The sequence below is a fragment of the Paenibacillus spongiae genome (genome assembly GCF_024734895.1).
GTDB lineage: Bacteria > Bacillota > Bacilli > Paenibacillales > Paenibacillaceae > Paenibacillus_Z > Paenibacillus_Z spongiae.
The window spans coordinates 2,533,441-2,556,562 of the sequence record NZ_CP091430.1 but is presented as its reverse complement, the minus strand read 5'-3'; the positions used below and the strand labels follow the sequence as shown (position 1 = coordinate 2,556,562).

At 55.1% G+C, this 23,122-nt stretch carries 24 protein-coding genes, 1 pseudogene and 1 riboswitch; of the genes and pseudogenes, 5 read left to right on the top strand and 20 right to left on the bottom strand.

The genetic code is table 11. The features are described 5' to 3' along the window. Positions 1-22: 22 nt before the first annotated feature. The 7 genes from fabD to L1F29_RS11840 all read right to left on the bottom strand — a co-directional run bounded on the left by fabD (position 23) and on the right by L1F29_RS11840 (position 5,849). Complete coding sequence (fabD, locus tag L1F29_RS11870) at positions 23-952, bottom strand: ACP S-malonyltransferase (protein ID WP_258388517.1); 930 nt, start codon at positions 950-952, stop codon at positions 23-25. Between the two features lie 43 nt (positions 953-995). After that, positions 996-1,982 (bottom strand): beta-ketoacyl-ACP synthase III, encoded by a 987-nt coding sequence (locus tag L1F29_RS11865; protein WP_258388516.1) that lies wholly within the window; start codon positions 1,980-1,982, stop codon positions 996-998. Between the two features lie 9 nt (positions 1,983-1,991). After that, a complete protein-coding gene (gene plsX, locus L1F29_RS11860; RefSeq protein ID WP_258388515.1) occupies positions 1,992-2,981 on the bottom strand; it encodes a phosphate acyltransferase PlsX in 990 nt (329 codons plus the stop codon). Then, positions 2,965-3,591: a transcription factor FapR gene (gene fapR, locus L1F29_RS11855; protein ID WP_258388514.1), complete on the bottom strand. Its 627-nt coding sequence runs from the start codon at positions 3,589-3,591 to the stop codon at positions 2,965-2,967. Before fapR ends, plsX begins: the two co-directional genes overlap by 17 nt. Positions 3,592-3,856: 265 nt before the next feature. Beyond that, positions 3,857-4,030: a 50S ribosomal protein L32 gene (rpmF, locus tag L1F29_RS11850; protein WP_258388513.1), complete on the bottom strand. Its 174-nt coding sequence runs from the start codon at positions 4,028-4,030 to the stop codon at positions 3,857-3,859. A 41-nt stretch (positions 4,031-4,071) separates the two neighbouring features. Next, a complete protein-coding gene (locus L1F29_RS11845) occupies positions 4,072-4,584 on the bottom strand; it encodes a YceD family protein (protein ID WP_258388512.1) in 513 nt (170 codons plus the stop codon). A gap of 203 nt (positions 4,585-4,787) precedes the next feature. Continuing rightward, positions 4,788-5,849 carry a YlbL family protein gene (locus L1F29_RS11840; RefSeq protein WP_258388511.1) on the bottom strand — a complete coding sequence of 354 codons (1,062 nt, stop codon included), beginning with the start codon at positions 5,847-5,849 and terminating at the stop codon, positions 4,788-4,790. Between the two features lie 107 nt (positions 5,850-5,956). Here L1F29_RS11840 and L1F29_RS11835 point away from each other — a divergent pair, with 107 nt between their 5' ends. Beyond that, the gene (locus L1F29_RS11835) at positions 5,957-7,144 is read left to right on the top strand and encodes a nucleoside recognition domain-containing protein (protein WP_258388510.1); all 1,188 of its coding nucleotides are present in this window, start codon (positions 5,957-5,959) and stop codon (positions 7,142-7,144) included. Between the two features lie 4 nt (positions 7,145-7,148). Here the strand turns inward: L1F29_RS11835 and coaD are convergent, their stop codons facing one another. Together coaD and rsmD are read right to left on the bottom strand one after the other, a co-directional pair. Beyond that, complete coding sequence (coaD, locus tag L1F29_RS11830; RefSeq protein WP_258388509.1) at positions 7,149-7,664, bottom strand: pantetheine-phosphate adenylyltransferase; 516 nt, start codon at positions 7,662-7,664, stop codon at positions 7,149-7,151. 6 nt (positions 7,665-7,670) lie between these two features. After that, complete coding sequence (gene rsmD, locus L1F29_RS11825; RefSeq protein WP_258388508.1) at positions 7,671-8,258, bottom strand: 16S rRNA (guanine(966)-N(2))-methyltransferase RsmD; 588 nt, start codon at positions 8,256-8,258, stop codon at positions 7,671-7,673. Positions 8,259-8,530: 272 nt separating this feature from the next. Here rsmD and L1F29_RS11820 point away from each other — a divergent pair, with 272 nt between their 5' ends. Continuing rightward, positions 8,531-9,463 carry a proline dehydrogenase family protein gene (locus tag L1F29_RS11820; RefSeq protein ID WP_258388507.1) on the top strand — a complete coding sequence of 311 codons (933 nt, stop codon included), beginning with the start codon at positions 8,531-8,533 and terminating at the stop codon, positions 9,461-9,463. Between the two features lie 71 nt (positions 9,464-9,534). Here L1F29_RS11820 and L1F29_RS11815 read toward each other — a convergent pair whose 3' ends face one another. From L1F29_RS11815 to L1F29_RS11800, 4 genes are all read right to left on the bottom strand, one after another. After that, complete coding sequence (locus tag L1F29_RS11815; RefSeq protein WP_258388506.1) at positions 9,535-10,749, bottom strand: peptidylprolyl isomerase; 1,215 nt, start codon at positions 10,747-10,749, stop codon at positions 9,535-9,537. Between the two features lie 116 nt (positions 10,750-10,865). Next, positions 10,866-11,558: an LrgB family protein gene (locus tag L1F29_RS11810; protein WP_258388505.1), complete on the bottom strand. Its 693-nt coding sequence runs from the start codon at positions 11,556-11,558 to the stop codon at positions 10,866-10,868. Next, positions 11,533-11,910, bottom strand: a complete 378-nt coding sequence (locus tag L1F29_RS11805; RefSeq protein ID WP_258388504.1) for a CidA/LrgA family protein — start codon at positions 11,908-11,910, stop codon at positions 11,533-11,535. The genes L1F29_RS11810 and L1F29_RS11805 overlap by 26 nt, the downstream gene beginning before the upstream one ends. 45 nt (positions 11,911-11,955) lie before the next feature. Continuing rightward, on the bottom strand, positions 11,956-12,912 hold the full coding sequence (locus tag L1F29_RS11800) for a D-2-hydroxyacid dehydrogenase (protein ID WP_258388503.1): 957 nt from the start codon (positions 12,910-12,912) through the stop codon (positions 11,956-11,958). Positions 12,913-13,505: 593 nt separating this feature from the next. Here L1F29_RS11800 and L1F29_RS11795 point away from each other — a divergent pair. After that, positions 13,506-13,985 (top strand): annotated as a pseudogene (locus tag L1F29_RS11795) (C40 family peptidase); the annotation flags it as partial. 303 nt (positions 13,986-14,288) lie between these two features. On the opposite strand, the gene L1F29_RS11790 reads toward L1F29_RS11795, so the two are convergent. After that, positions 14,289-15,368 carry a glycoside hydrolase family 172 protein gene (locus tag L1F29_RS11790; RefSeq protein WP_258388502.1) on the bottom strand — a complete coding sequence of 360 codons (1,080 nt, stop codon included), beginning with the start codon at positions 15,366-15,368 and terminating at the stop codon, positions 14,289-14,291. A gap of 233 nt (positions 15,369-15,601) precedes the next feature. Between L1F29_RS11790 and L1F29_RS11785 the strand changes: the two genes are divergently transcribed. Together L1F29_RS11785 and L1F29_RS11780 are read left to right on the top strand one after the other, a co-directional pair. Next, complete coding sequence (locus tag L1F29_RS11785) at positions 15,602-16,477, top strand: AraC family transcriptional regulator (protein WP_258388501.1); 876 nt, start codon at positions 15,602-15,604, stop codon at positions 16,475-16,477. A gap of 86 nt (positions 16,478-16,563) precedes the next feature. Then, entirely contained in the window at positions 16,564-17,970 is a 1,407-nt protein-coding gene (locus L1F29_RS11780; RefSeq protein WP_258388500.1) for a hypothetical protein, read from the top strand. 124 nt (positions 17,971-18,094) lie between these two features. On the opposite strand, the gene L1F29_RS11775 is transcribed toward L1F29_RS11780, so the two are convergent. The 6 genes from L1F29_RS11775 to L1F29_RS11750 form a co-directional block, all read right to left on the bottom strand. Further along, on the bottom strand, positions 18,095-18,988 hold the full coding sequence (locus tag L1F29_RS11775; protein ID WP_258388499.1) for a TatD family hydrolase: 894 nt from the start codon (positions 18,986-18,988) through the stop codon (positions 18,095-18,097). Next, positions 18,985-19,770 carry an ABC transporter ATP-binding protein gene (locus L1F29_RS11770; RefSeq protein WP_258388498.1) on the bottom strand — a complete coding sequence of 262 codons (786 nt, stop codon included), beginning with the start codon at positions 19,768-19,770 and terminating at the stop codon, positions 18,985-18,987. The genes L1F29_RS11775 and L1F29_RS11770 overlap by 4 nt, the downstream gene beginning before the upstream one ends. Beyond that, positions 19,767-20,549, bottom strand: a complete 783-nt coding sequence (locus L1F29_RS11765) for an ABC transporter permease (RefSeq protein WP_258388497.1) — start codon at positions 20,547-20,549, stop codon at positions 19,767-19,769. Before L1F29_RS11765 ends, L1F29_RS11770 begins: the two co-directional genes overlap by 4 nt. Continuing rightward, entirely contained in the window at positions 20,539-20,841 is a 303-nt protein-coding gene (locus L1F29_RS11760) for a thiamine-binding protein (RefSeq protein WP_258388496.1), read from the bottom strand. The genes L1F29_RS11765 and L1F29_RS11760 overlap by 11 nt, the downstream gene beginning before the upstream one ends. A gap of 77 nt (positions 20,842-20,918) precedes the next feature. Further along, positions 20,919-21,986, bottom strand: coding sequence for an ABC transporter substrate-binding protein (locus L1F29_RS11755; RefSeq protein ID WP_258388495.1), 1,068 nt, complete (start codon positions 21,984-21,986; stop codon positions 20,919-20,921). 153 nt (positions 21,987-22,139) lie between these two features. Then, positions 22,140-22,250: riboswitch (TPP riboswitch) on the bottom strand. Between the two features lie 110 nt (positions 22,251-22,360). After that, the gene (locus tag L1F29_RS11750; RefSeq protein ID WP_258388494.1) at positions 22,361-23,035 is read right to left on the bottom strand and encodes a DnaD domain protein; all 675 of its coding nucleotides are present in this window, start codon (positions 23,033-23,035) and stop codon (positions 22,361-22,363) included. Positions 23,036-23,122 lie beyond the last annotated feature (87 nt).

Here is a 23,122-nt window from a genome sequence, read left to right as displayed (position 1 = left end):
CCCATGATCGGCTGTCGCTGTATTATTCCGCTGCTGCCGCTTCGAGAGCGGATAAGCTGTTGATCGAAATTACGCTGACGCTCTTATCAATCTTCTTGATCAGTCCGGCGAGAACCGTGCCCGAGCCGATTTCCACGAAGGTGTCGACTCCCTCTCCGATCAAGTAACGGATACTATCTTCCCACAGTACCGGCGAATAGACCTGCTCGGCGAGCAGCCGGCGGATCTCCGCAGCTTCCGTTACCGGCTTGGCCGTCACGTTGGCGATCACTTTCACGGCTGCATCGGATAATGCAACCTCCGCAAGCACCCCTTCAAGGCGCTCTGCGGCCGGCTTCATAAGCGAGGAATGGAACGGTCCGCTTACTTCCAGCGGGATCACCCGTTTGGCGCCGGCTTCTTTGCCCCGCTCCACAACGCCCTGAACGCCCTTGGCCGAACCAGACACGACAATCTGACCGGGACAGTTTACGTTCGCAAGCTCGACGACGCCAATCTCCGATGTGACCGAGGCGCATAATCCGGCAAGCGCTTCGCGCTCTAAACCGAGAACCGCCGCCATGGCGCCCTCCCCGCCCGGCACGGCCTGCTCCATAAACTCACCGCGGGCGCGCACCGTACGCACCGCGTCTTCGAACGTCAGCACTTCTGCCGCCACAAGCGCGCTGTATTCCCCGAGGCTGTGGCCTGCTACATAATCAGGTTTCATTCCGCTGCTGCGGAACGCCTCCAGCAGAGCGATGCTGACGGTAAGAAGCGCAGGCTGCGTATAAGCCGTCTGCTTCAGCGTATCTTCCGGACCGTCGAAGATAATATCGCTCAGCTTGAAGCCGAGCGCATCATCGGCACGCGTAAATATGTCACGTGAAGCTTCAATCGAATCATATGCGTCTTTCCCCATCCCGACCGCTTGCGCGCCTTGACCGGGAAAAACAAACGCCAATTTGCCCATTATCGAACAACTCCCAACCTAACCTTATTGCAATGCAAATCCTTTACCAAACCAATACGGCTGCGCCCCAAGTCAAGCCTCCGCCGAAGCCGACAAGCACGACCCGGTCGCCTTCGTTCACGCGGCCTTGCTCCACCGCCTCGGCAAGCGCGATCGGTATGGAAGCGGCAGATACATTGCCGTACCGGTCCAAATTGATCATGCACTTGTCTTCCGGAAGATCAAGCCGGTTAAGCGCCGATTGAATGATGCGAATATTAGCTTGATGAGGAACCAGCAAATCAATTTCGCTCTTATCCATACCGGCTTTCCGCAGCGCTTCTTCCGCGGCTCCGCCCATAATCCGTACGGCGAATTTGAATACTTCGCTTCCGGCCATGTGAATGAAGTGCTTCTTATCGGCGACGCTTTGTTCGGTCGAAGGCAAGCGTGAGCCGCCGCCGTTAATGCAGAGCAAGTCGCCTCCTGCTCCGTCGGCGCCCAGCTCGAACGACTTGAATCCGCGGCCCTCCGGCACTTGGCCGAGCACAACCGCGCCGGCTCCGTCACCGAACAGGATGCAAGTGTTGCGATCCGTATAATCCGTTACCCGCGATAAGGTTTCCGCTCCAACGACGAGTACATGTTTGTACATGCCCGAAGCAATCATGCTGGAGGCTGTGGCAAGCCCATAGATAAAGCCGGAGCAGGCTGCAGACAAATCGAATGCCGCCGCTTTCTTCGCTCCTAATTTATCCTGAAGGATGCAGGCGGTCGATGGAAAAAACTTATCCGGCGTAATGGTTGCAACGATGATCAAATCCAAATCTTCGGCAGCTACATTCGCTGCAATAAGTGCTTTTTCGGCTGCATAGTAAGCGAGATCCGACGTCGCTTGATCGTCCGCCGCGAGCCGGCGCTCGCGAATGCCGGTTCGCGTCACGATCCATTCGTTGTTCGTCTCCACCATCTGCTCCAGCTCGCGGTTCGTTAAGATGCGGTCCGGGACATATTTACCGGTTCCGAGAATACCTACGGGATGTAATTGCATATGACACTCTCACTTCCTGCTGAATTCCGTTGCAATTGACTCTACGAGACGGTTCTGTACAGCCGTTCGGGCTCTGCCGATCGCATTCTTGACCGCCTTGCTGTCCGAGGAACCGTGACATTTGAGCACAAGTCCGTTAACACCGAGCAGCGGGGCCGCCCCGTGCTCCTTATAATCCATCTTCGCGCGCAGCTGCTGCAGCTTCGGACGCACGGTCAGCGCGGCCAGCTTCGTGATCCAGCTGCTCGTCAGCGCATTGCGCACCTCCCGCATCAAGGCGCTTGCCGTGCCTTCCATCGCCTTCAGCATAATATTGCCTGCGAAGCCGTCGCATACCAGGATATCGCAATTCCGAATCAGGACATCACGAGCTTCAACGTTACCGATAAAATGGATCGGAGCGGACTGCATCAGCTCGAAGGCCGCTTTGGTCAGCTCATTGCCTTTCATTGCTTCGGTGCCGACGTTCAGAAGCCCGACGCGCGGCTGTTTCAATCCATGTACCTGGGAGCGATAAATGCTCCCCATAATAGCGTATTGAAGCAAATGCTCCGGCTTGGCGTCCATATTGGCGCCAAGATCCAAAGCCAGAACGCCGACATCGTCCATTGTCGGCAGCATAGGGGCCAGCGCCGGCCGTTCGATGCCGTCTATGCGGCCGACGACGAGCAGCCCGGTCGTCATGAGTGCGCCCGTATTGCCTGCGGAAATCATCGCCTGAGCCTCGCCGTCATGCACGAGCTTGCCGGCAACGACCATCGATGCGCCTTTCTTGCGTCTGACTGCTCTGACCGGCTCGTCGTCCGGACTAATAACGTCGTCCGCATGAACGACCGTCAAATTGGCCGGTTTCTTGCCGTTCAGGTGGGATTCGATTTGCGCCGTGTCCCCCACCAGCAGCAGCTGCGTATCCGGCCATTCCGCCGCCGCTTCCAGCACGCCATGAACGATCTGCTCGGGAGCATGATCGCCACCCATTGCATCAATTGCGATCCGCACGTTCGTTCCCTCCCTCGATGATCGGTTCTCCCGCGGATCGATAGATGATGAAATGCCCTTGAAAAACCATCTCATCGCCAACGTATGTGAAAACCTCCACCTTCGCTTTGCTTCGTTCGCCCGAGATCGATCTCAGGTAAGCTTTGGCGATGCATTTCTCGCCAAGCTTGACCGAACGGACGAAACGAATGTCGGCCGCGGCGGTTAACGCGATCTCGTCGTTAATAACCGCTACGGCGAGCGAATTCGCTTGCGCGAATATATGGTGTCCGCGGGCGATACCCGTTCTAGAAAATACATGCTCTTCCCGTATTTCAAATACCGAAATTCCGCTTCGGTCAAGTTGAAGATCAACGATGTCGCCGATCACTTCGTGCAGCGGCAATGAACGGACGGAGTCGTAAGACCGTTCCGCCATCAGCTTCATCCTCTCGCGAAGCTCGGGAATGCCAAGCTCCAACCGGTCCAATCTAACTGTCTGTATACTTACTTTAAGCTGCCGCGTGAGCTCCCGGTCCGTCATGAACGGATTTTCTTCGATTAGCCGGGAAAGCTGCTGATGCCGCTGACGTTTCGGAACGCGTTCGATGGTCCGCACAACCTTTGTCATATAATCTTTGTCATAATTGCAGCTGCAATTCATCGCATCCTAAGCCGATTGGTGGCAGCATGATCCGAAGATGAGCTTGCTGCTGACAGTCGGCTTAAAACCGATTCTTTTACCAGCAGCTATTATCACCAGGTACTAACAGTATATAAGAGATAACAGCCGGAATCAATGACATGTGTGATTTTTACTGACGGATACGCCCTCCGCCTTCATAAAAAAAAGCGCCCCACCGAGTGGTGAGGCGCTGCACAAGAAACGAAAGAAACTATTGTTTAATAATCTCTCTTGATTTATAAACTCCGCACACTTTGCATACCCGGTGAGCCAATTTCAACTCTCCGCATTGCTCGCATTTCACCATACCCGGCACCGCCAGTTTGAAGTGCGTGCGGCGTTTGTCACGACGGGTTTTGGATGTTCTTCGTTGTGGTACTGCCATATTTCCCACCTCCTTCACAGAATTCGGATCCAAGCTGCTTCTTACGATTCCTTGAATAAATCTTTCAATGCGGCAAGCCGCGGATCGATGCGATCCTGCGTGCAGCCGCAATCCGTTTCGTTTAAGTTGGCGCCGCAAGTATGGCATAGCCCCTTGCAGTCTTCACCGCAAAGCGGAACAAATGGCAGGGAAAGCATCATCGACTCTTCGATGAGCGGTTCCAGATCCAACTTGTCCTCTTCGACAACGATCACTTCATCTTCTTCGGCTGCCTCGCCGCTGCGGGTGTTGGCAGGCTTGAAGCGTTCATGAAACGGAACGGCAATGTGCTGTTTAACCGGCTCCAGACAACGAGAGCAGGCCATCTCAATATCGAGCGAGAACTCGCCGTCAAGATGAACGATGCCATTCTGTCCCGATGCCTCGAGTTCTACCTCCATCGGGCCCACATGCAGAATATCCTTGCGAACCTCTTGCAGCCATCCGGCGTTCAAGCTCTTACGGATCGAAGTTTTCGTTCCCTTGGATGCCAGTTCTTGAATATGAATCTCCATAAGATCACTCCAAACAAACAAAGTTTATTATATCGACGTTTGAATCGTTTTGTCAACATTTTCACGCAGCAAGTTCATGTTTGGCGGCAAGGAGCCCTTACGATCATCCGTTTATGCGGCCGGATGCTCAATCAAAGCCGTTCGTACTTGGCAGCCTTGCTTCCCGTTATCATTTGCAATTCATGCAGAAAATAAAGGATTCATTACGTCCGTTTCAAGGCCAGAACCCCGTCATCAAGCGTGGCGACAGGAATAACCTTGATTTCACTGCCTATTTCACGCGCCTTGCCGGCAGCCTCGGCGGCATTCCGTTCGGGAACGAGAAACAGCTCCGCTCCTGCCCGGTCGGCTGCTACCACCTTATGTCCAACGCCTCCGATCGCCCCAACCCTGCCTTCGGGATCGATTGTTCCTGTTCCGGCTACCTTGTAGCCGCCGGTTAAATCGCCCGAGGTTAGCTCATCCAGTGCTTGCAGAGCAAACATCAGCCCTGCCGACGGTCCGCCGATGCCCTCGGCATCGATGGCAACCGAACGCGTCGAATCGTCGGGCACGACGTGGCGCAGCTCGGTTAACTGCTTCACGCCAAGAGCCGCGGCCGCTTGATCGGCAGCGCTTCCCGCCATGTCCGCCGGTTGCTGCGGTCTAATATGCACCGTCACCTGCTTGCCATTCCTGACGACGGAAGCATCGATCTCTTGACCGGGTTTCAATCCATCAAGCGATTCGATAAGCTCTGACATGCTACCTGCCGCTACCCCTCCTACTTCGATTAGCTCGTCACCCGTAAGAAGCCCTCTGCTTCCGGCGGCATTGCCGCCTGGGCCGGCTTCGCTGACGACAAGCGCATAAGGCGCGATCTTGTAGGGGATCCCCGCTTTGCGGTAGGCGGCTTCAAGCGCATCGGTTTGGGAGCCGAGCATTACGACGGATAACCGCTGCTGGTACTCGCCCGCAGTCTTTCCCTTCAGCAAATCCTTTTTCATGAATAGTTCGATATTATGATCCCATGCCGACCGGATCGCCATCCAGAAGTTAGCATAGGTCAGCTTCACCGTCGTCAGAAGAAACGTCCCTTCCCCCGGGGAATCGGGCGCTACCGCCTGCACGAGCGGCTTGGTCGAGATGGCGATCCCCGGCTCATATGCAGCAAAGGGGGTCGGGACATATAGCAGCAGCGTCATAATAATCGCTGCGCAGACCGGCCACTTCCACATCCCGCCTATTCCAGCAGGCAGCTTCCTCAGCTTCCGCTGCTTGTTCATGCCGGTCACCGCCTTCGCAAATAGTGGTCTATCCCAGTCAAGACAAGCGTACAATGTAGTGCTGATGCGGCATCGCCCTATTAACCAGCACTGGAGTTGATAATGATATGCTGCGTACGATAACGTTCGCCGCTCTGTCCCTTATGCTTGTAACGGCCATCATCTACAGGCCCTCAGAAGCGTTCCAAGCGTCTTTACAAGGGCTTACTGTCTGGTGGAACATCGTCTTTCCAGGCCTGCTTCCCTTTCTGACGATGCTTGAGCTGATGCTCGCATTCGGCGCGGTTCACGCCTTGGGAACGCTGCTCCATCCCCTTATGCGGCGTCTGTTCCGCCTGCCGGGCGAAGCCGGCTTTGCCCTGGTCTTAGGCTGGACAGGCGGGTTCCCCGCCGGTGCGGAATCGGCTGCCGCGCTTCGGAAGACAGGACTCCTTACGCGGAGTGAAGGACAACGCTTGCTCGAGATGGCTCATATGCCAAGTCCCCTCTTTATTATCGTCGTTGTCGGCGCCGGTTTCCTGAATCGCCCGGAGCTGGGTCTCGCCATTGCAGGCACGGTGTGGCTGACCGGGCTGCTGTCGTCTCTCGTGCTTGCCCGCTTCAGCCGCGAGCAGCCGCAGATGGCGGAAGAGCAGCCGCGGCATACGGGATTATTCCGCCGTGCGGCAGCTGCGATGGCAGATGCAAGGAATCGGGACGGGCGTTCGTTCGGCAAGACGCTTGGCGATGCCGTCACCGTATCGGTTGCGAAGCTGATGGCAATTGGCGGGTTTATGATGATGTGCGCCGTTATTGCAGGTCTCGTTGAAACTCTGCTGAATAACGCTATACCTGCCCCTCTTCTCACCGGTCTGCTCGAGAGCCATATCGGCGCCTTCTCGGCAGCGACTGCACAGATCCCCGGCGGTCAACCGTGGAATATAGCGGCCATAACCGCCATCTTGAGCTGGGGCGGCTTAAGCTCGCTGCTGCAAGCCGGAAGCGCACTCGGGGGCACCGATCTGTCCGTTTGGAGATTGGCTGTCCATCGTCTGCTGCAAGCTATACTCGCATTCATTCTGTCGCTTACCGTGACAAACCTGATCGTCAAATATGCAGGTGCAGTAATCGACTCGTCCCCTGCTATGCTTCAGAACGGCTCGCATGAGAAGAGAACCGGACCGTGGCGGGTTTCCGAATTGCCGGACATCTGGCCCCACATGCCGGTTGCGCTGCTAACGTTCGCGGGTATCCTTGTCCTGCTTTGCCTGATTTCGGCAGGCGCCGCCAGACGAGACCGTCCGTACGGACGCTGAATGATTACTTGCGCTGTGTATATTTCAACGACATGGCGCGGTCGACTTCCGGCGGCACCAAATCCTTCACGTTCCCTTGGAAGTGTGCGATTTCTTTGACGATACTGGAGCTCAAATACGAATATTTCGGGTTCGTCATCATAAAGATCGTTTCGATCCCGTCATCCAGCTGATGGTTGGTTGAGGCAAGCTGAAGTTCATATTCGAAATCCGTCACGGAACGGATGCCTCTGACGATTACTTGGGCATTGCGGGAACGCATGAAGCGGACCAGCAGATCGCGGAAGCTGTCAATGGACACATTCGGTAAATCGCGCGTTACCGCCGTAAGCAGCTCCTTGCGTTCTTCGACCGAGAACAGCGGATTTTTACTGGAATTGTTCAATACCGCGACAATCAAATGATCGAACTGCTTCGCGGCGCGATGGATAATATCAAGATGGCCGAACGTGACGGGGTCGAAGCTGCCTGGATATACAGCGATTCGCTCCCCTTTGCGCTGCTTGTCCGATAATTGCATGTGTGTTTACTCCTCCGTTTGCGTGCTGCCGCCTTCTTCGGAAGGGAAGTAGCGGTAGATCGAAACCGCCGTGTCCCCATAAAGGGCGTGCTTCGTTTGTTCGAATGCTCCTGCTGTTACGGGATATACATGCTCGGCGTCATGCTCGATGACAACTGTTCCGCCGGCTTCCAGCAGCCCCCGCTCTGCGAGCTCCTGCATGAAAGCATCCATGTCCTTCATCTTGTAAGGGGGATCGAGAAAAACGAGCGAAAACGCCGTTCCCCGCTTCTCCAGCACCTTCAGCGCCCTTCCAGCCTCATTCCGGTAAATTTCCGCCCGCTCGGCAACCCTTGCGGCTTCAACATTCCGCTTGATAACCTCAATGCTCTGACGCTCCAAATCCACGAATACCGCATGTCCGATACCGCGGCTCAACGCTTCAATTCCCAAGCCTCCGGTCCCGGCAAATAAATCAAGCGCCCGGCCGCCGTCAAAATAAGGACCGATCATACTGAAGATCGCTTCCTTCACCTTGTCCGTCGTCGGCCGCGTGTTCATGCCCGGCACCGGCTTAAGAGCACGGCCTTTGGCCGTCCCTGCTATGACTCTCACCGTGCTGACCCCTCTCTGGCATTCAACTGCTGATATATTACCACACTTGTCCGCCCTAGTTAAAGCATACGACAGCATCCCTTCCGCTCCCCTGCCTTTTCAATAGATTGGGCCATGCATAGTGAACAATAAACTTTCAACAGGGTTGGCCTGAACGGGAACCTAGTCATGAGTCCGGATATCGCCGCCTATATATAAAAGGATGGCGGTTTTTGTCAGAAGCTTGTTCGCCTGGCCTTAAGGCAAAGCTGCAGATGAAGGAGCGTGATCATATGGATGTCGGAACGCGGCTGTTCCGATCTGCTCTGCTTGGTTTGGCAGGTAACCGCGTGGCAAGAAAGTTCTCCGAGCGGTACGGAATGAAGCTTGGCGCAAGCCGGTTCGTCGCTGGCGAAACAATGGAAGCGGCCATCGAGCAGGCCAAGCGAATCAATCAACAAGGCGTAACCGTAACGCTCGATTACTTGGGCGAAAGCGTCAGCAGTCTCGAAGAGGCGAAGGGCTGCGAGCTCGCTTACCTCGATCTCCTCCAAGCTATCCGTGCCTCGGGCATCGATGGCAATATCTCGTTAAAGCCGACCCAATTCGGTCTGGCCATTAATGAAGACAGCTGCCTGGCCAGTATTCGCAAGGTTACGAAGGAAGCCGCCTGCCTCGGCTTGTTCGTCCGGCTGGATATGGAAGACAGCCCTTGGACGGATGCAACCCTCCGCATTGTGCGTACATTAAAGGCGGAAGGATACAAGAATATCGGAACGGTCATTCAAGCCTGCCTATACCGAAGCCGTCAGGATGTAAGAGCCTTATCGGCGGAAGGGATCAATCTGCGCCTGGTCAAGGGCGCCTACAAGGAGCCGCCCAGCATCGCCATACCTTCGAAGCGCAAGGTCGACGCGAACATGCGACATCTAATCCGAACGCGGCTTGACAGCGGGGTTTATACGGCTATCGCGACACATGACGAGGAAATCATCCGCTGGGTCAAATCGTACACAAGGACGCATAACATACCGCGAACCGCCTTCGAATTCCAAATGCTGTACGGGATACGGACGCCGCTGCAAGCGGCGCTGGCGCGCGAAGGGTACACCGTAAGAAGCTACGTTCCCTTCGGCCGCAGCTGGTATCCTTATTTCGTCAGACGATTGGCCGAACGGCCGGCCAACGTTCTGTTCATCGCAAGAAGCCTCTTCAAGCGGGGATGAAGGGCAGAAGGGAATGATATCGTAATAAAAGAACCGGTCCGAGGTGCTCCCCCGGCCGGTTCTATTCGCGATTAGCCTGCTGCTGGATTGGTGTTCGCTCCACCGTCCGCATCAGCTTCGGTATCTTTTTTAAGATGATTCGTAATCTTGGCATTCGCTTTCAGATCGGCCATCCAGGTTTGGGACAGCTCGCCGATTTTGCTGTTGATCAACGACTCTTGAATCTCCGCTTTATGATCCTCAAATTTCGCGGCTGCCGCTGCTTTGTGCTCCGTAAATTTAATGATATGGAAGCCATGGCTTGTCTGCACGATCGGGCTGAGCTCGCCAGCGGACTTCAGCGCGAAGGCTGCCTTCTCGAAAGGCTCCTCCATCGCTCCTTTAGGGAAGAAATTAAGATCGCCCCCGGCATCCTTCGAACCGGGATCAATCGATTTTTCCTTCGCCAGCGCGGCGAAGTCCGCCCCCTCATTCAGCTGCTTCATAATCGCTTCCGCTTCTTCCTTGGTCTCTACCAAGATGTGGGATGCGCGAACTTGTTCCTCGGTATCGTACATCGATTTGTTCTCGTCAAAATATTGTTTTACCTGCTCGTCGGTCACGCTCTCCTTCGCCTTCGGCTCCAGCAGCTTGCGCATTTGAATCTGAATCGGCATCTGCTCCTTCAGATCGTCAATCGTCATATTCGATTGCATCAAAGCCGCGTTGAATTCTTCCTCGGACGGAAAGTTCTTCTTAAGCGTATCGATTTCTTTATTAATATCCTCATCCGTAACGGTAATGCCGGCTTTCTTCGCTTCCTGGTTAATCAATTCCTCGTTGATCAGGTTCTCAAGAATCGAATCGCCGCCGAGCTCGACCATGGAATCAAACAGCTGATCCTTCTTAATATCAACGCCGTTCACCTGTGCGACGACCTCGTTGCTTCCGCCGAACGGCGGTTTAATAAGTGCAGCCGCAAGCAGGACAGCCAGAACGATGCTTGCGATCATCCATCCTTTACCGCTCTTGCCGCCCGTTGCAGCGGGTTCTGACGGGACGGTCCCGGACTCAAGCGCAGCCGCGCCGTTATTCTCAACCTTATCGTCTTCAGCCGCACGATCGTCATCCGTTTCAGTTCCGGTATATGCCGGGGAATCCAAATTCTCTTCCCTGGCGGCCGGCTCTTCTTGCGAAGCGGCCACTTCATTCGCACCTGGCAGATTATCCGGCGCTTTCGTCTCTTCTTTATTGCCCCCTGCTTTATTAAGTTCTAAATCCTTCTGCTGCTCGTCTTTCTCGTTCAACTAAAAAACTCCCTTCCGAAATGTAATTGCCAACAAGCTTGTCTATCTGTATGCAGTCACTATATCAGAAGCGAACAGGCAAAACCTTAAGAGAAGATAAAAAAGCTTCAGGCCCGCTACAAAATAAACCAATTGACCGGCACGAGCAGCAAAGGGGTAAAGATGGCGCATGCCGCCATCGAGAAGCTGCTGATCCCGCCCTTTTCTTCCGAATCCGCGAGCAGCTTGGCCGAACCGATCCCGTGCGACGAAGCGCCGATGGCAATGGATGAAGCAACGTAATCGTCCACCCGCGCCAGACGCAGCAGCGGAGGACCCGCGATGCTTCCGATCAACCCCGTCAACACGGTCAATGCCGCAGCAAGCTCCGGCGAGCCTCCAAGCCAATTAGCCAAATCCGCCGCTACGGGAGCGGTAACGGATTTCGGCAGGACAGCGAGCAGCAGCGCTTTCGATCCGCCCATCGCAATCACGCAGAGGGCATTGATCGCAATGCCCAGCACACTGCCGATTAACGCGCCGGCCAGCAGCTTGCGAAGCATAGGTCTTAGCCGCATCGCTTGTTTGTATAAGGGCACCGCCAATGCCACCGTTGCCGGTCCAAGGAAGAAGGTGACGATACTTCCTCCGGCATTGTAAGCTTCATAGTCAATGGAACCGGCCAGTAACACAAGGTAAACCAGAAGCGGCGCCGACAGCAAGGGATGCAGCCATCGAACCTTGGCATGAAGCTTAACCGAAAGCGCGTAAGCAAGTACGGTCACCGTCGTACCGAAGAGCGGGTTAGAAAACAGAGTGCTGCTGCTCATGCGAAGCCTTTACCTCCTTATGTCCGCCAATGAGAAGACGCATCGCCAGGCCCGTAAGCAGCGTGACTGCTGAGGTGCCTGCAATAAGGCTGACTGCAATAGCAGGCCAAGCCGTGCTGAGCATAGGGATAAATACAGATACTCCCGCCAGGAGCGGCACGAAAAATAACATCATATGACGGGTTAGCACCGTCGCAGCCGTTTCCACCCATTCCAGCTTAATAAGGCGCGTGAACAGCGCCAGCGTCAGCAGCAGCAGCCCCAATACATGCGAAGGGAGCGGTACGCCCGCTCCCTCATGCAGCAGCCAACCCAAACCGTCGAATCCGATGATGATGACGAATCCCCTCATTCCCCGCATCTCCTTCAGGTATTTTGGCAGCGCGCGGCAGCCGGCTCAGTTTACCCGGTTGACGGCTTCTCCGTCTTGGAACGACCGCAAATTGGAAGCGGCAATTTCCATTAACCGTTGGCGCGCCTCGACCGTCTCCCATGCGATATGAGGCGTAATGATACAATTGGGCGCTCCAATGAGCGGATGATCTGCCGCAGGCGGCTCCGCCGACAAGACATCCAGCGCAGCGCCTGCAATCCTTCCTCCCTTCAATGCATCGGCCAAATCATGCTCGACGACGTGGCCGCCCCTTGCCGTATTAATGAGAAATGCAGTCGGCTTCATCAAGCCAAGCGTACGCTTGTTGACGATGCCGGAGGTCTCCTTCGTCAGCGGGCTATGAAGGGAGATGACGTCCGATTCGGCAAACAGCGCATCCTCTGAAACGAACCGAACCTCTTCCAGCCCCTCGACGCGCTTCTCGGTGCGGGTATGAACGATTACCTTCATGCCGAAAGCAAGCGCCAATCTGGCCACCTGTTGGCCGATCTGGCCATAACCGAATATCCCCATCGTTTTGTCCGCGAGCTCGAGCAGCGGATGCAGCGTAAAGGTAAAATCCGGTCCGGCCGACCAGCGGCCGGCATGAACGGCTGCATTGTGAGCAGCCACGTGATTGCACTGTTCCAGCAAAAGAGCGAACACGAGCTGCGCGACCGAGTGCGTGCTGTAATCCGGAATATTGGTTACTACGATACCCTGCTCGGCAGCCGCTTGCGTATCCACGACGTTATAGCCTGTCGCCAGCACGCCGATGTATTTCAACCCGGGGAGCTGCCGGATCGTTTCCGCGTTAAGCGGCGTCTTGTTCGTCAGCAGCACGTCCGCTCCGGACGACCGTTCCAAAATCTCGTCTCCTGACGACCGATCGTGTACGGTGACGTCTCCGAGCGCCTTCAAGGGTTCCCATGACAAATCGCCCGGATTGAGCGTATATCCATCTAATATCACAATTTTCATGACTGATCATCCTCCAATGTTCCGTAGTTTAACTTACCATGCACCCATTCACGAAGAATGAAGCGTTTGCAGGTGCATCGCCGCGCCGCCAACGCATCACTCCTTTACGCAATCATAGACCCGCCGGAGCCTGCATGTCCAGCAGGATTGAAACCGGCGGCCCCGAAGGCCGAATAAGGATCTTTTCGCACCCATGTATAAATAGCCGCGATCTGGCAATCCTTATCATATCGGCATCGCGAGGTGCCGTAGACAACCGCGGAGAAGACTTACGTTTCCCCATAAGCTCTTCGTCCGGTTTCTCCTCTCCCATGAAAAGGGGCTCTCGAAAGAGGGCCCCGGTTTTTTTGTTCACATCCCCCGATTACCGTCAAGCCTTTGCTATTGGGAAGGTTTCATCTGTACCGCGAAAGCAGCTGTCAAGTAAAAACAGACCTTTTATTCTAAGCAAGTTCTAATAATTTTACCGCAGAGCACGCCACGCCTTACGTTGGTTCGGTCTTAGCAAGTATTAGGCGGTGTTTGATGTGTTATATTGATTTCGGGTAATCGCCTTAGCCATTCTAACAAGCAAATGGAGGGAACAGACCGAAATGATAAACACAAAGCGTATTGGAAAATTAGTTGCGGGCGTCACGATAAGTCTTTCCGTCTTCATATCTGGAAGCATGCTGGTGACACCACAAGCGGCCCATGCCGCAGCTGCATCCGGCACAGTCGCGGACAGCATCCTGAAGGACGGGCAGCAGTTCCTGGGGGTTCCGTATCATTTCGGAGCCAAAACAGGGCGGACGGACCAATTCGACTGTTCTTCGTTCACACAATATGTATTCAAACAAAACGGAATCGACCTGCCTCGTTCGTCAAAGGAGCAGTCGACGGTCGGAACCTATGTACCGAAAGATCAGCTGCAGCCGGGCGATCTCGTTTTCTTCTATTCGCCGATTCACCATGTCGGCGTCTATATGGGTAACGGCAAAGTGATTCATACGTACGGGAAGCCCGGCGTAACGATAACCGATATGAACACCGGATGGTGGAGCGACCATTATACGACGGCACGCCGGGTCATTACAGGAAACGGACAAGCCGCAGAGAAAACGGCCGATGAGCAGGCTGCTCCGGAGACGGTCCAGAAACCATCGAAACCGGCGGCAGACAATCAAGCGGATGCATCCAATGATCAGAACAGTGACCGGAATCACGACCAGAACGAATATGATGAATAGAATGCACACACGATGCTTTTCATGAAAATAGAGCAAGAGCAGCCCCGCCCTCACGAGGAGAACGGAGCTGCTCTTTTGTCTGTACATAAGAACGCATGCCTTGTTGCCGTGCCGTACAGTTTACTAGCTAATACGAATCAGACTGTTCTATATGACTTCAAGACCGTATGCATCCGGGAGCGCAGGATGGGCTTGGTGCGGCTCGGACTGGTACCAGAATGCCACCGAGGCGATATCGTCCTGCAGCGGCAAATACTTGCCATGCGACCTCCAGCCAAGCGCCTGGATTGTAACCCGAAGATCCTCTTCGAACCGGATTGGATCCATAATGTGCCACCGGTACATGCCGAACCTTTGATTGGCTTTATACAGACCGTCCGGCTTGATATGCTGATGCATGCCGAGGAACGGGGTAGAATAAGTAACGTATTGGCCGCTCATATCCCAGTTCCAGGCACCGCCGAAATAATCCTCCGTTCCCGTCCCGCAGATCGTAGGGAACTCGCCGTCGCCATCCATATAGAACTTCACTTCGCCCTCGCCAAACCAATTGTTGCTGTTTACCTGCCAGGCAATGTAAGTACCGACATAATGCCCTTTTCCTTTGATGCCGTCCACGATCGTATGCACTTCTTTATACTTGAGCGGATTGCTGCGGCGCCATTGTGCATGGAAATAAGCCATATCGGCCGGTACTTCCGTCAAGGTGTAGTCGATTTGATAATACAGGGTATGGTTATGGTCGCTGACATTTTCCATAACGACTTTGGCTTTTTGGCGGAAAGGCATTTCCCAATAGCTGTTAAATCCGTTCGCGGGATTAACCGATACCGGCATCGAATTGACCAAGCTCCGCTCGCACCAGCCGTTGCAGAAGAAATCCCCCACCGGTACGCGGACGGACGGTGATTCTTCATCGTCCCAATAGATATTCAGGATCAGATGGCGCCATGAATCCGTGTGGCAAGTCAGCCAAATATGCTGAATGACGCCGGGACCGTCGATTTCCGCCATGGTGAAGGAAGCATTCGCCTGAAGCGAGACCGAAGGCGATATTTTCCAGCCTTGACCGAGATTACCCGATGCGGACAGGCCTGTCCCTTCCGTGGCCATGCCGCCTTTTCCCTTCTCACCCGTGAAATTCTCAGGCGATATCGAACGCGTCTTCGCATCCGATAGTCTGGCCAAATTACCGAGTCCCATCCCAATTCCGTTAAACGCTGTCATCTTGTGCCCTCCCGTATGTGGTTGTCCTTCTTCCTGTAGCCAGTATAGAAGGTTTCCATCCGTTTGGATTTAGCAATCAGTTTGATTAATTTAGCAAAAGTTCACTTTTTTTCGGCACATTTTTGGAAGTGGTTCTTTCTTTTCACAGGTCATACGAATACAATGAAGCCATACCGCGAATAAGGTTTCATTTATCAATTTTTAATCACTTGAACGAAAAAAGAGGGATGGATTTGCTCCGCCATTTGTCGCCATACGTTCGCGTTGCCATGGATCATTGGCTGCAATTGAACGCTTATATCCCCGACAGAGCCATATGGGATTATGAACTTTTATACGTGAAGCAGGGCGAGCTGGAAGTGACGGTCGAGGATGCCGTTTACCGCGGCGCGGAAGGCGATGTCTTCCTGTTCAAACCGAAGCAGCGGCATTCGATCAGCGTTGTGGGACAGGCTCCGGTCGAGCAGCCCCATGTCCATTTCGATATAATCGAAGCCCCGGACAGCCGCTTGATACCGGTATCCTTCAAGCCTGAGGAAGAGATGGATCAAACCGAGCTGGGGTGGTTTCGGCAGGATCTGTTGTCGGGGCCCGAGCTGCAGCTGCCTAACCGCATTCGGCTTCGCTCACCCAAAACATTCGAGAAGCTGCTGTTTACGATCATTCACGAATTCCGTGCACAGGCACCGTACGCGGATCTGAGGTTGAAAGGACTCATGCTCGATCTGCTCGTAACGTTATTTCGCGAATCGCATTGGCATGCGGGCTACGATCAGCCTGATCGTGTCACGCAGCTGATGAATATGAAGGAATATTTGAATCAGCACGCAGACCGGACCGTTACGCTGGACGAAATGTCCGCCCATTTTCATATGAACAAACGGTATCTGATCGGTCTTTTCCGGCAAGCCTTCGACCAGACGCCGATTCAATACCATCAGCAAATGCGGATGGAGCAGGCGAAGAACCTGCTGAAATATTCCCAGCTGTCGATGCAGGAGATGTCCGAAGCGCTCGGGTATCCGAATCTGCATACGTTCAGCCGCGCTTTCAAGAACAATTCCGGCTGCAGCCCTTCCGCTTACCGGACTGCGTTCCGCCATTCATGAGAACGCCTTCAACCGTGCGAACGCCCACCCGCTCTCCCGCATAGGATGTAGGACCATTCCTATAGGTACGAGAGGGTGTTTCCCAAGTGGACATTCAGCTTACGGCGCTGCACTGGGTTTATCTGGCTTTCATTGTGTTTATTATGACGCTTCTCATTAAACGCCGGGATACGTCGCTCATCTGCGTGGTCGGCATTTTTACGCTTGGCCTGCTTGCAACGGAAAGTCTCAGCGGGTCGGTCAGCGGCGTATTCAACAGCTTTATTTATGCGACCAAAGAGCTGATCGGCACGATCTTCATCATCTCCATTATCGTCGCGATGAGCCGCATCCTGATCATAACCGGCGTCAACGAAATGATGGTATCTCCCCTCACCCGGTTTATCCGGACGCCTGCGCTTGCCTTCTGGGGCATCGGATTGATCATGATGGTCACCTCATGGTTCTTCTGGCCATCTCCTGGAGTCGCGCTGATCGGAGCGGTCCTGCTTCCGGTTGCGGTACGCGTCGGTCTTCCTGCGCTTGGGGCGGCAATGGCGATGAACCTCTTCGGTCACGGCATCGCCTTGTCGGGCGATTATATTATCCAAGGCGCGCCGAAGCTGACGGCCGACGCAGCCGGGCTGCCGGTCGCCGACGTCATGCAGGCCAGCATACCGCTTGTTATTGTTATGGGCCTTGTAACCACAGTGGTTGCATTCTGGATGATGAGACGGGATATGAAGAGGGGAACATGGAGGGACGGACTGGTAGAGTCCGGCGTCGGAACGGGTCCCGGCAGCACCGAATCATCTGCGCAAGTCCGTCTGCCAAAGCAGTTGAAACGCTGGCTTGCAGTAATTATTCCGCTTCTGTTCGCTGCCGATGTCGCCGCCATGTTCGTTCTTGATTTGCAAGGCGGCGACGCGACGGCGCTCATCGGCGGTACGGCGGTGCTCATCTTAATTGCCGTCACGCTGATCGCGCATCGCAATCGCGGACTTGAGCAGACAACCGCTTATTTAATCGAAGGCTTTCAATTCGGATTTCGGGTATTCGGTCCGGTTATTCCGATTGCCGCCTTCTTCTATCTGGGCGATGCGGCGTTCACGGAACTGTTCGGCAAGACCTTGCCGGACGGCTCTCATGGCATCGTGAACGACCTGGGTGTCGCGCTTGCTAACCATGTGCCGCTCAACGATGCAATCGGCGCCGTCACATTGACGGTAACCGGAGCCATTACCGGACTCGACGGCTCCGGCTTCTCCGGCATTTCGCTGGCGGGCTCGGTCGCGCAGCTGTTCGCCTCCGCCATCGGCACCGGCGCCGATACATTGACCGCGCTCGGTCAGGTAGCCGCGATTTGGGTAGGCGGCGGGACGCTTATTCCTTGGGCTCTCATCCCCGCTGCCGCCATATGCGGCGTTAATCCGTTCGAGCTGGCTCGGCGGAATTTGAAGCCGGTGCTCATCGGTCTTGCCGTTACGACGATCGTCGCCATCTTTCTCATCTAGATGACGAAAAGGCTGTACCTCTATCCCGCCTGCTGACGGTACTGAGGTACAGCCTTCTTGCTCTTATCGTGCCCTTGCACGCGCCTGCCGGCTGACACCGGACTGTATAAGTCGCGCATCGACTTCACCCTTCGGTAGAAAACCCGTAGAAAGACGCCGCGTTTCGATACAGCCGCCATTCCGCTGCATCCTCCGGTATCCCCTTCAGTTCCGCAATCTTGCCCGCCACATGCCGAACCATGAGCGGCTCCGTCCGTTCTCCGGCGAATGGACCCTCGAACGGCCATGGACCATCGGTCTCGGTCATCATCAGCTCTAACGGATACTGCTTCACAAGCTGCTGAATTTCTTCTTCATACAGGACATCGGGGGTGATGGAGATGTAATACCCGGCTGCAATCATTCGTTCTATCGTGTCCGGCGAACCTTTAAACCAATGAAAATGCGCCTTTCGCACATGATGCCGTTCCAGCAGATCGAGCGTTGTATCCGCATCCTCATAGACGGCATGCAATACGATGGGCAGCTGCATGTCGGAAGCAAGCCTGACGAACTTCTCGAGCAGCGCGATATAGGGCTCCTGGGCGAACGGCTTCCCCGCCGCTTCTGCTTCCGTTCGCGTATAATAGGGCAGTCCCACCTCGCCGATGGCAAGCCGCTCGCCGGACGCGAAGCGAACGCGAATCCAGCGAAGCAGTTCCTGAATCGAGGCATCGTCCGGCAGCGGCTGCTCGGGATGAAACCCGTAAGCAGGCAGGACGCGGCCGGGAAACCGGCCTGCCAATGTCTGATTCAAGCGGGATGATTCCAAGTGCATCGATACGGCAACCACGCCCGCTGTACCGCCGGAGAACGCCTCGGACAGCAGCGGCTCCCGCTCCTGCTCGGGATATAAGTCCACATGCAGATGAGCATCGAACCATCTCCCCGCAGCAGGCTGCGGATTCGTTACCGGACCTCTTTCAGGAGTGCGGTCCCGGCGATCGGCGTCATCCATATTCCGGTTCCGGCTGCTCATACGCGCCCTCCCGTCTGCACTGCCGGCGTGAGCAGGCCGTATATTTCACGCTTGAGCTCGTTGAATACCGGATCGCTCCACAGCTGCTCACCCCGTGGGCGGGGGAATGGCACCTCAATCTCCCGGATGACCTTCGCCGGCGCGGTAGAGAGTACGAGAATGCGGTCGGACAGCAGCAGCGCCTCTTCGATGCTGTGCGTAATAAACAATACGGACCGTCTGTCTTCCTCCCACAGCGAGAGCAGCCATGTTTGCATATGCTGCCGGGTTAGTGCGTCGAGCGAACCGAAAGGCTCGTCGAGGCACATGAGCGGCTGCGGCGACAGCAGTGCCCGGAGAAACGAAACCCGCTGCTGCATGCCACCCGACAGAGCATGCGGATAGGAATCCGCGTCGCGCTCCAGTCCGATGCGGGTCAGCCACTTGCGCGCCATGTTACGGGCCTCCTTGCGATCGATTCCCGCAATCTCAAGCGCCATCTCGATATTCCGGGCAACAGACAGCCATGGGAGCAATGAGGCGTTCTGCGGCATATAGGCGATTAATCCGCGTTCCATTGGGGCGATAAGCCGCCCGCCGATCCGGATCTCGCCCGAACCGGGCTTCTCCAGCCCGCCGATCAGATGGAAGAGCGTCGATTTACCGCTACCGGACGGGCCGATCAGCGAGACGAATTCGCCTTCCTTGACATGGAAGGTAGCGTCCTCCAGTACAAGTTTCGAGCTGCCGCCCGACGTGAAGGTCTTTGAAACCCCGGTGATCTCCAAAGCATGATGCGTCATCGTCCCGCCTCCTCATCGCTCCGTACGCGCCAGCGTACCGATAATTTCTCTGCAATCGTAATAGCGCCGAACAACAGCAGGCTTATCGTAATAATGGTGACGATGCCGACGAACAGCCGGCTCGTCTGCCAGCCGTTCGAAGCGAGCTGAATGAACTTGCCCAGCCCCTTATCCGCTCCGTTCGACTCTGCATAGATAGCGCTGATTACACTGTAGCTGGCTGCAATCTTCAGGCCCGAGAACAAATAGCTGATCGAACCCGGCAGCTCCAGCCGCCAGAACAGCTGTCGTTTGGTCGCGCCGATCATCTTCATATAATTGACGAGCTTCGGATCCGCTTGGGTGAGTCCGGTCAGCATGGCCACAGCCACGGGAAAGAAGCAGACGAGCATAAGCAGCAGCACCCGCGGCATCATGCCGAAGCCAAACCAGATCACGAATAAATTGATCAGCACGAAAACCGGAACATTCTGAGTCAGCACGAGCAGCGGATAGAAGCCGGCCTTCACCCAGGGAACCAGATGCAGCAAAGCGGCGAGCAACATGCCCGCCGCCGATCCCGCCGCAAATCCAAGCAGCGTAATGCCCAGTGTCGCCGATGCATGCTCGAACAGCCGCGGTGCAACGGACACGAACTCCTTCGCAATATCCAGAGGCGATGGAAGCACATAGTCTTCGATACCGAACAGCATAACCGCCGCTTGCCAGATGACAATGAGCGAGGCGAGAACCGCTGCAGGCGGTCCTGCCTTGCGCAGGCTGAACCATCTATTGCCCATCGGGATATTTCTCCAGCAGGCGGTCCATAGAAGCCCCGCTTCCCGGATTGTGGTACACCTTGATCTGGGAAATAATCGACGGGCAGCCCATCTCGGTCATCGCTTCGTTCATCCGCTGCACGATCGCCAGCAGCTCGCCGAGCTCGCCTTCCATCGTCGTTTCGAGCGGTGCCACACGGTAAGGAACGCCGGATGCTTTAATAATATCGATGGCGCGGTCCACATAAGGAATGACGCTTTCGCCTCCGGGCGTATGAGGTATGATTTGAATGCTAAGCAGCGTGTTGGCCATTATGTTCGTTCTCCTCTCAACTTCAGGTGTATGTTGTTGTGACTTGATTTGACTTGTGAAAACGGATATGAATAGCTTTATTCCGGCAGAAATTCGTTCGTAAACGCCTTATCTGCTTCCAGCTCTTTATCCAGCAGCTTGTGATCGAACATCCACTGTGCGTAGTTTGTCCAGACTTCCAGCTTCTGTTCGCCCCAGCGCGGCGCGTCGTCTTGATATTTGGGGCTCAGCCACTTCTGGCTGGCACGCACGAGCTCCGGCTTCAATTCCGGCTCCGCCTTGATCAGCACTTCCGCCGCTTCTTCCGGATGCTCGATCGCGTATTTATAGCCTTCGGCAGAGCCTGCCACAAACGCCTTCACAATGTCTTTGTTCTCCGCGATCATCTTTTCGTTCGTCGCCAATACCGGCGTATAGTAGTCCAGCTTGTCGCTGTAATCGGTCAAATAGACCATGTTCAGCTTCTCGCCGCGGAGCTCAGCTTCAACACCCGTCCAAGCATAGAAAATCCAGGCGAAATCGATGTTCTTCTTCACGGCCGTGAAGAAATCCACGTCCCCCGTGCTGACGATCTTCACCTTCTTTGCATCGGCCTTCTCTTCCTGCATCAGCGAGTCAATAACCGCTTCTTCGGCCGGAGATCCCCAGCCGCCGTACGTCTTTCCTTCGAAATCCTTCGGCGTCTTAATGTTCTTGTCCGCCGGGGATGCGAAACCCGATGTATTGTGCTGAATGACTGCTGCAATCGAAACGATCGGCACGCCCTGAATGCGCGCTTGCGTAATGCCCTCCTGGTAGCTGACGCCGAACTCAGCCGCTCCAGTAGCGACCATCTTGTCGGCGCCGGCTTCGCCAGGCTGAATAATTTCGACATCCAGTCCGTGTTTCTTGTAAAATCCGTTATCCCGCGCCACATACAGGCCGGTATGATTCGTGTTCGGCGACCAGTCGAGCACGACCTTTACTTTCGTCAGCGGTTTGTCCGCAGCGTTATCTGCGGGTGTTTCCGCGTTATTCCCGGCAGCGCCCTGTTCACCATTTTGCTCGTTCGCTTCCTTCGCGCCGCAGCCCGTGAGCGCAAGCAGCATGATGACGAGTGCGATCCCCCATTTTGCCAAAGTAGTGCTTCGTTTGCCGATCCTCATGATCCAACTGCTCCTCTCCGTATTGCCAGATGAGCGACAACTATAGACGTTACCATGATTCCATAAGAAAAAGCGTCCCCCGATAGTGGAAGACGCTTCGATATTGCTCTCTTGTCCCGCACGGCTTCCTCCTAAGTTTACAGGCGAAAGCGGCACGGCTTGACGCGCAATTCCTACGCTGGCATTATCCAGATCAGGTCAATGGGTCGGGATTCATCGGATCCCCTCTCAGCCGGCCAATCTCCAGCTCCCCTTGTCATATTCAGTTCGTCGCAAAGCTTATTATAGCACTTGTCAGGTAAATTGCCACTCTTTTATACCCGGATCATTCGCTTGCCATCCTACAGATGGACTAATTCATGAACCGCCAGCCGCTAACGGCCGCCGCGAAATTTCTGTGTATGCGCTTTGGCTTCGTCGGTATTCGTCACGCGGTTGCGGCTCCACTCGATCAGAATGCGATCGATATAGCGGAAGTGAAGCTTTCCTGCGAAAACGGCCTCCTTCAGCGCAAACCGGATCAGCTCGTCCGGGTATTTGTCCTGATCCAGCCAAGCGCTGATCGTTTCGCATTCCATTGGAGACAAGGGGCGACCGAACTCCTGCTCGAACACGGTAAAAAGATCGGACGCCTTGGGCTCCGGATCGCGCTCTTCGCGATGATTCTGCATGCTTTCGCGGGCAGTGTCGGACAGCCACTCCGCCGAGCGGAGCATCCAGCCGTCCCAGTTATAGCATTCCGAGCGGATGCCCGTCAGCGGATCGACCTCCTCGTCAATCGTGAGCAGGCCTTCCTTGATCAGACGCCCGAGAAGCTGGTGAGCGGTCTTGGGCGTAACGCCGAGCCGGTCGGCAAGCTGTTCCGGCGTCGGAAAATCGATTTGTTCGAGCTGCCGGAACATGAGAAGCTGCAGCAGCAGCAGAAACTCGGCATCGGATAATCCGATGGCCTTGTACGCCCGCAGCAAGCCTGCCGGTATGACGACGCTGCCGCTGTTCATGGCGGCAGCCATGCCCCGTGAATAAGACTTCCACATTTCTTGTTTCAATCCAGTTACCCTCCAAAAGTTTTGTGAGCCAATGCGCTTTAGGAAATCGGATGCTTCACAAAATCCATCGGAAGCTTACGAGAGCCG

Bases quoted from the DNA above. Each gene is read 5' to 3' on its own strand.
- L1F29_RS11755 (WP_258388495.1), bottom strand. From the start codon at position 21,986: ATGAGGATCGGCAAACGAAGCACTACTTTGGCAAAATGGGGGATCGCA.
- L1F29_RS11840 (WP_258388511.1), bottom strand. From the start codon at position 5,849: ATGAACAAGCAGCGGAAGCTGAGGAAGCTGCCTGCTGGAATAGGCGGG.
- L1F29_RS11810 (WP_258388505.1), bottom strand. From the start codon at position 11,558: ATGAGCAGCAGCACTCTGTTTTCTAACCCGCTCTTCGGTACGACGGTG.
- L1F29_RS11790 (WP_258388502.1), bottom strand. From the start codon at position 15,368: ATGACAGCGTTTAACGGAATTGGGATGGGACTCGGTAATTTGGCCAGA.
- L1F29_RS11770 (WP_258388498.1), bottom strand. From the start codon at position 19,770: ATGACGCATCATGCTTTGGAGATCACCGGGGTTTCAAAGACCTTCACG.
- rpmF (WP_258388513.1), bottom strand. From the start codon at position 4,030: ATGGCAGTACCACAACGAAGAACATCCAAAACCCGTCGTGACAAACGC.
- L1F29_RS11775 (WP_258388499.1), bottom strand. From the start codon at position 18,988: ATGAGCAGCCGGAACCGGAATATGGATGACGCCGATCGCCGGGACCGC.
- fabD (WP_258388517.1), bottom strand. From the start codon at position 952: ATGGGCAAATTGGCGTTTGTTTTTCCCGGTCAAGGCGCGCAAGCGGTC.
- L1F29_RS11760 (WP_258388496.1), bottom strand. From the start codon at position 20,841: ATGGCCAACACGCTGCTTAGCATTCAAATCATACCTCATACGCCCGGA.
- L1F29_RS11820 (WP_258388507.1), top strand. From the start codon at position 8,531: ATGGATGTCGGAACGCGGCTGTTCCGATCTGCTCTGCTTGGTTTGGCA.
- fapR (WP_258388514.1), bottom strand. From the start codon at position 3,591: ATGACAAAGGTTGTGCGGACCATCGAACGCGTTCCGAAACGTCAGCGG.
- L1F29_RS11845 (WP_258388512.1), bottom strand. From the start codon at position 4,584: ATGGAGATTCATATTCAAGAACTGGCATCCAAGGGAACGAAAACTTCG.
- L1F29_RS11800 (WP_258388503.1), bottom strand. From the start codon at position 12,912: ATGAAAATTGTGATATTAGATGGATATACGCTCAATCCGGGCGATTTG.
- coaD (WP_258388509.1), bottom strand. From the start codon at position 7,664: ATGCAATTATCGGACAAGCAGCGCAAAGGGGAGCGAATCGCTGTATAT.
- L1F29_RS11865 (WP_258388516.1), bottom strand. From the start codon at position 1,982: ATGCAATTACATCCCGTAGGTATTCTCGGAACCGGTAAATATGTCCCG.
- L1F29_RS11805 (WP_258388504.1), bottom strand. From the start codon at position 11,910: ATGAGGGGATTCGTCATCATCATCGGATTCGACGGTTTGGGTTGGCTG.
- L1F29_RS11765 (WP_258388497.1), bottom strand. From the start codon at position 20,549: ATGGGCAATAGATGGTTCAGCCTGCGCAAGGCAGGACCGCCTGCAGCG.
- L1F29_RS11835 (WP_258388510.1), top strand. From the start codon at position 5,957: ATGCTGCGTACGATAACGTTCGCCGCTCTGTCCCTTATGCTTGTAACG.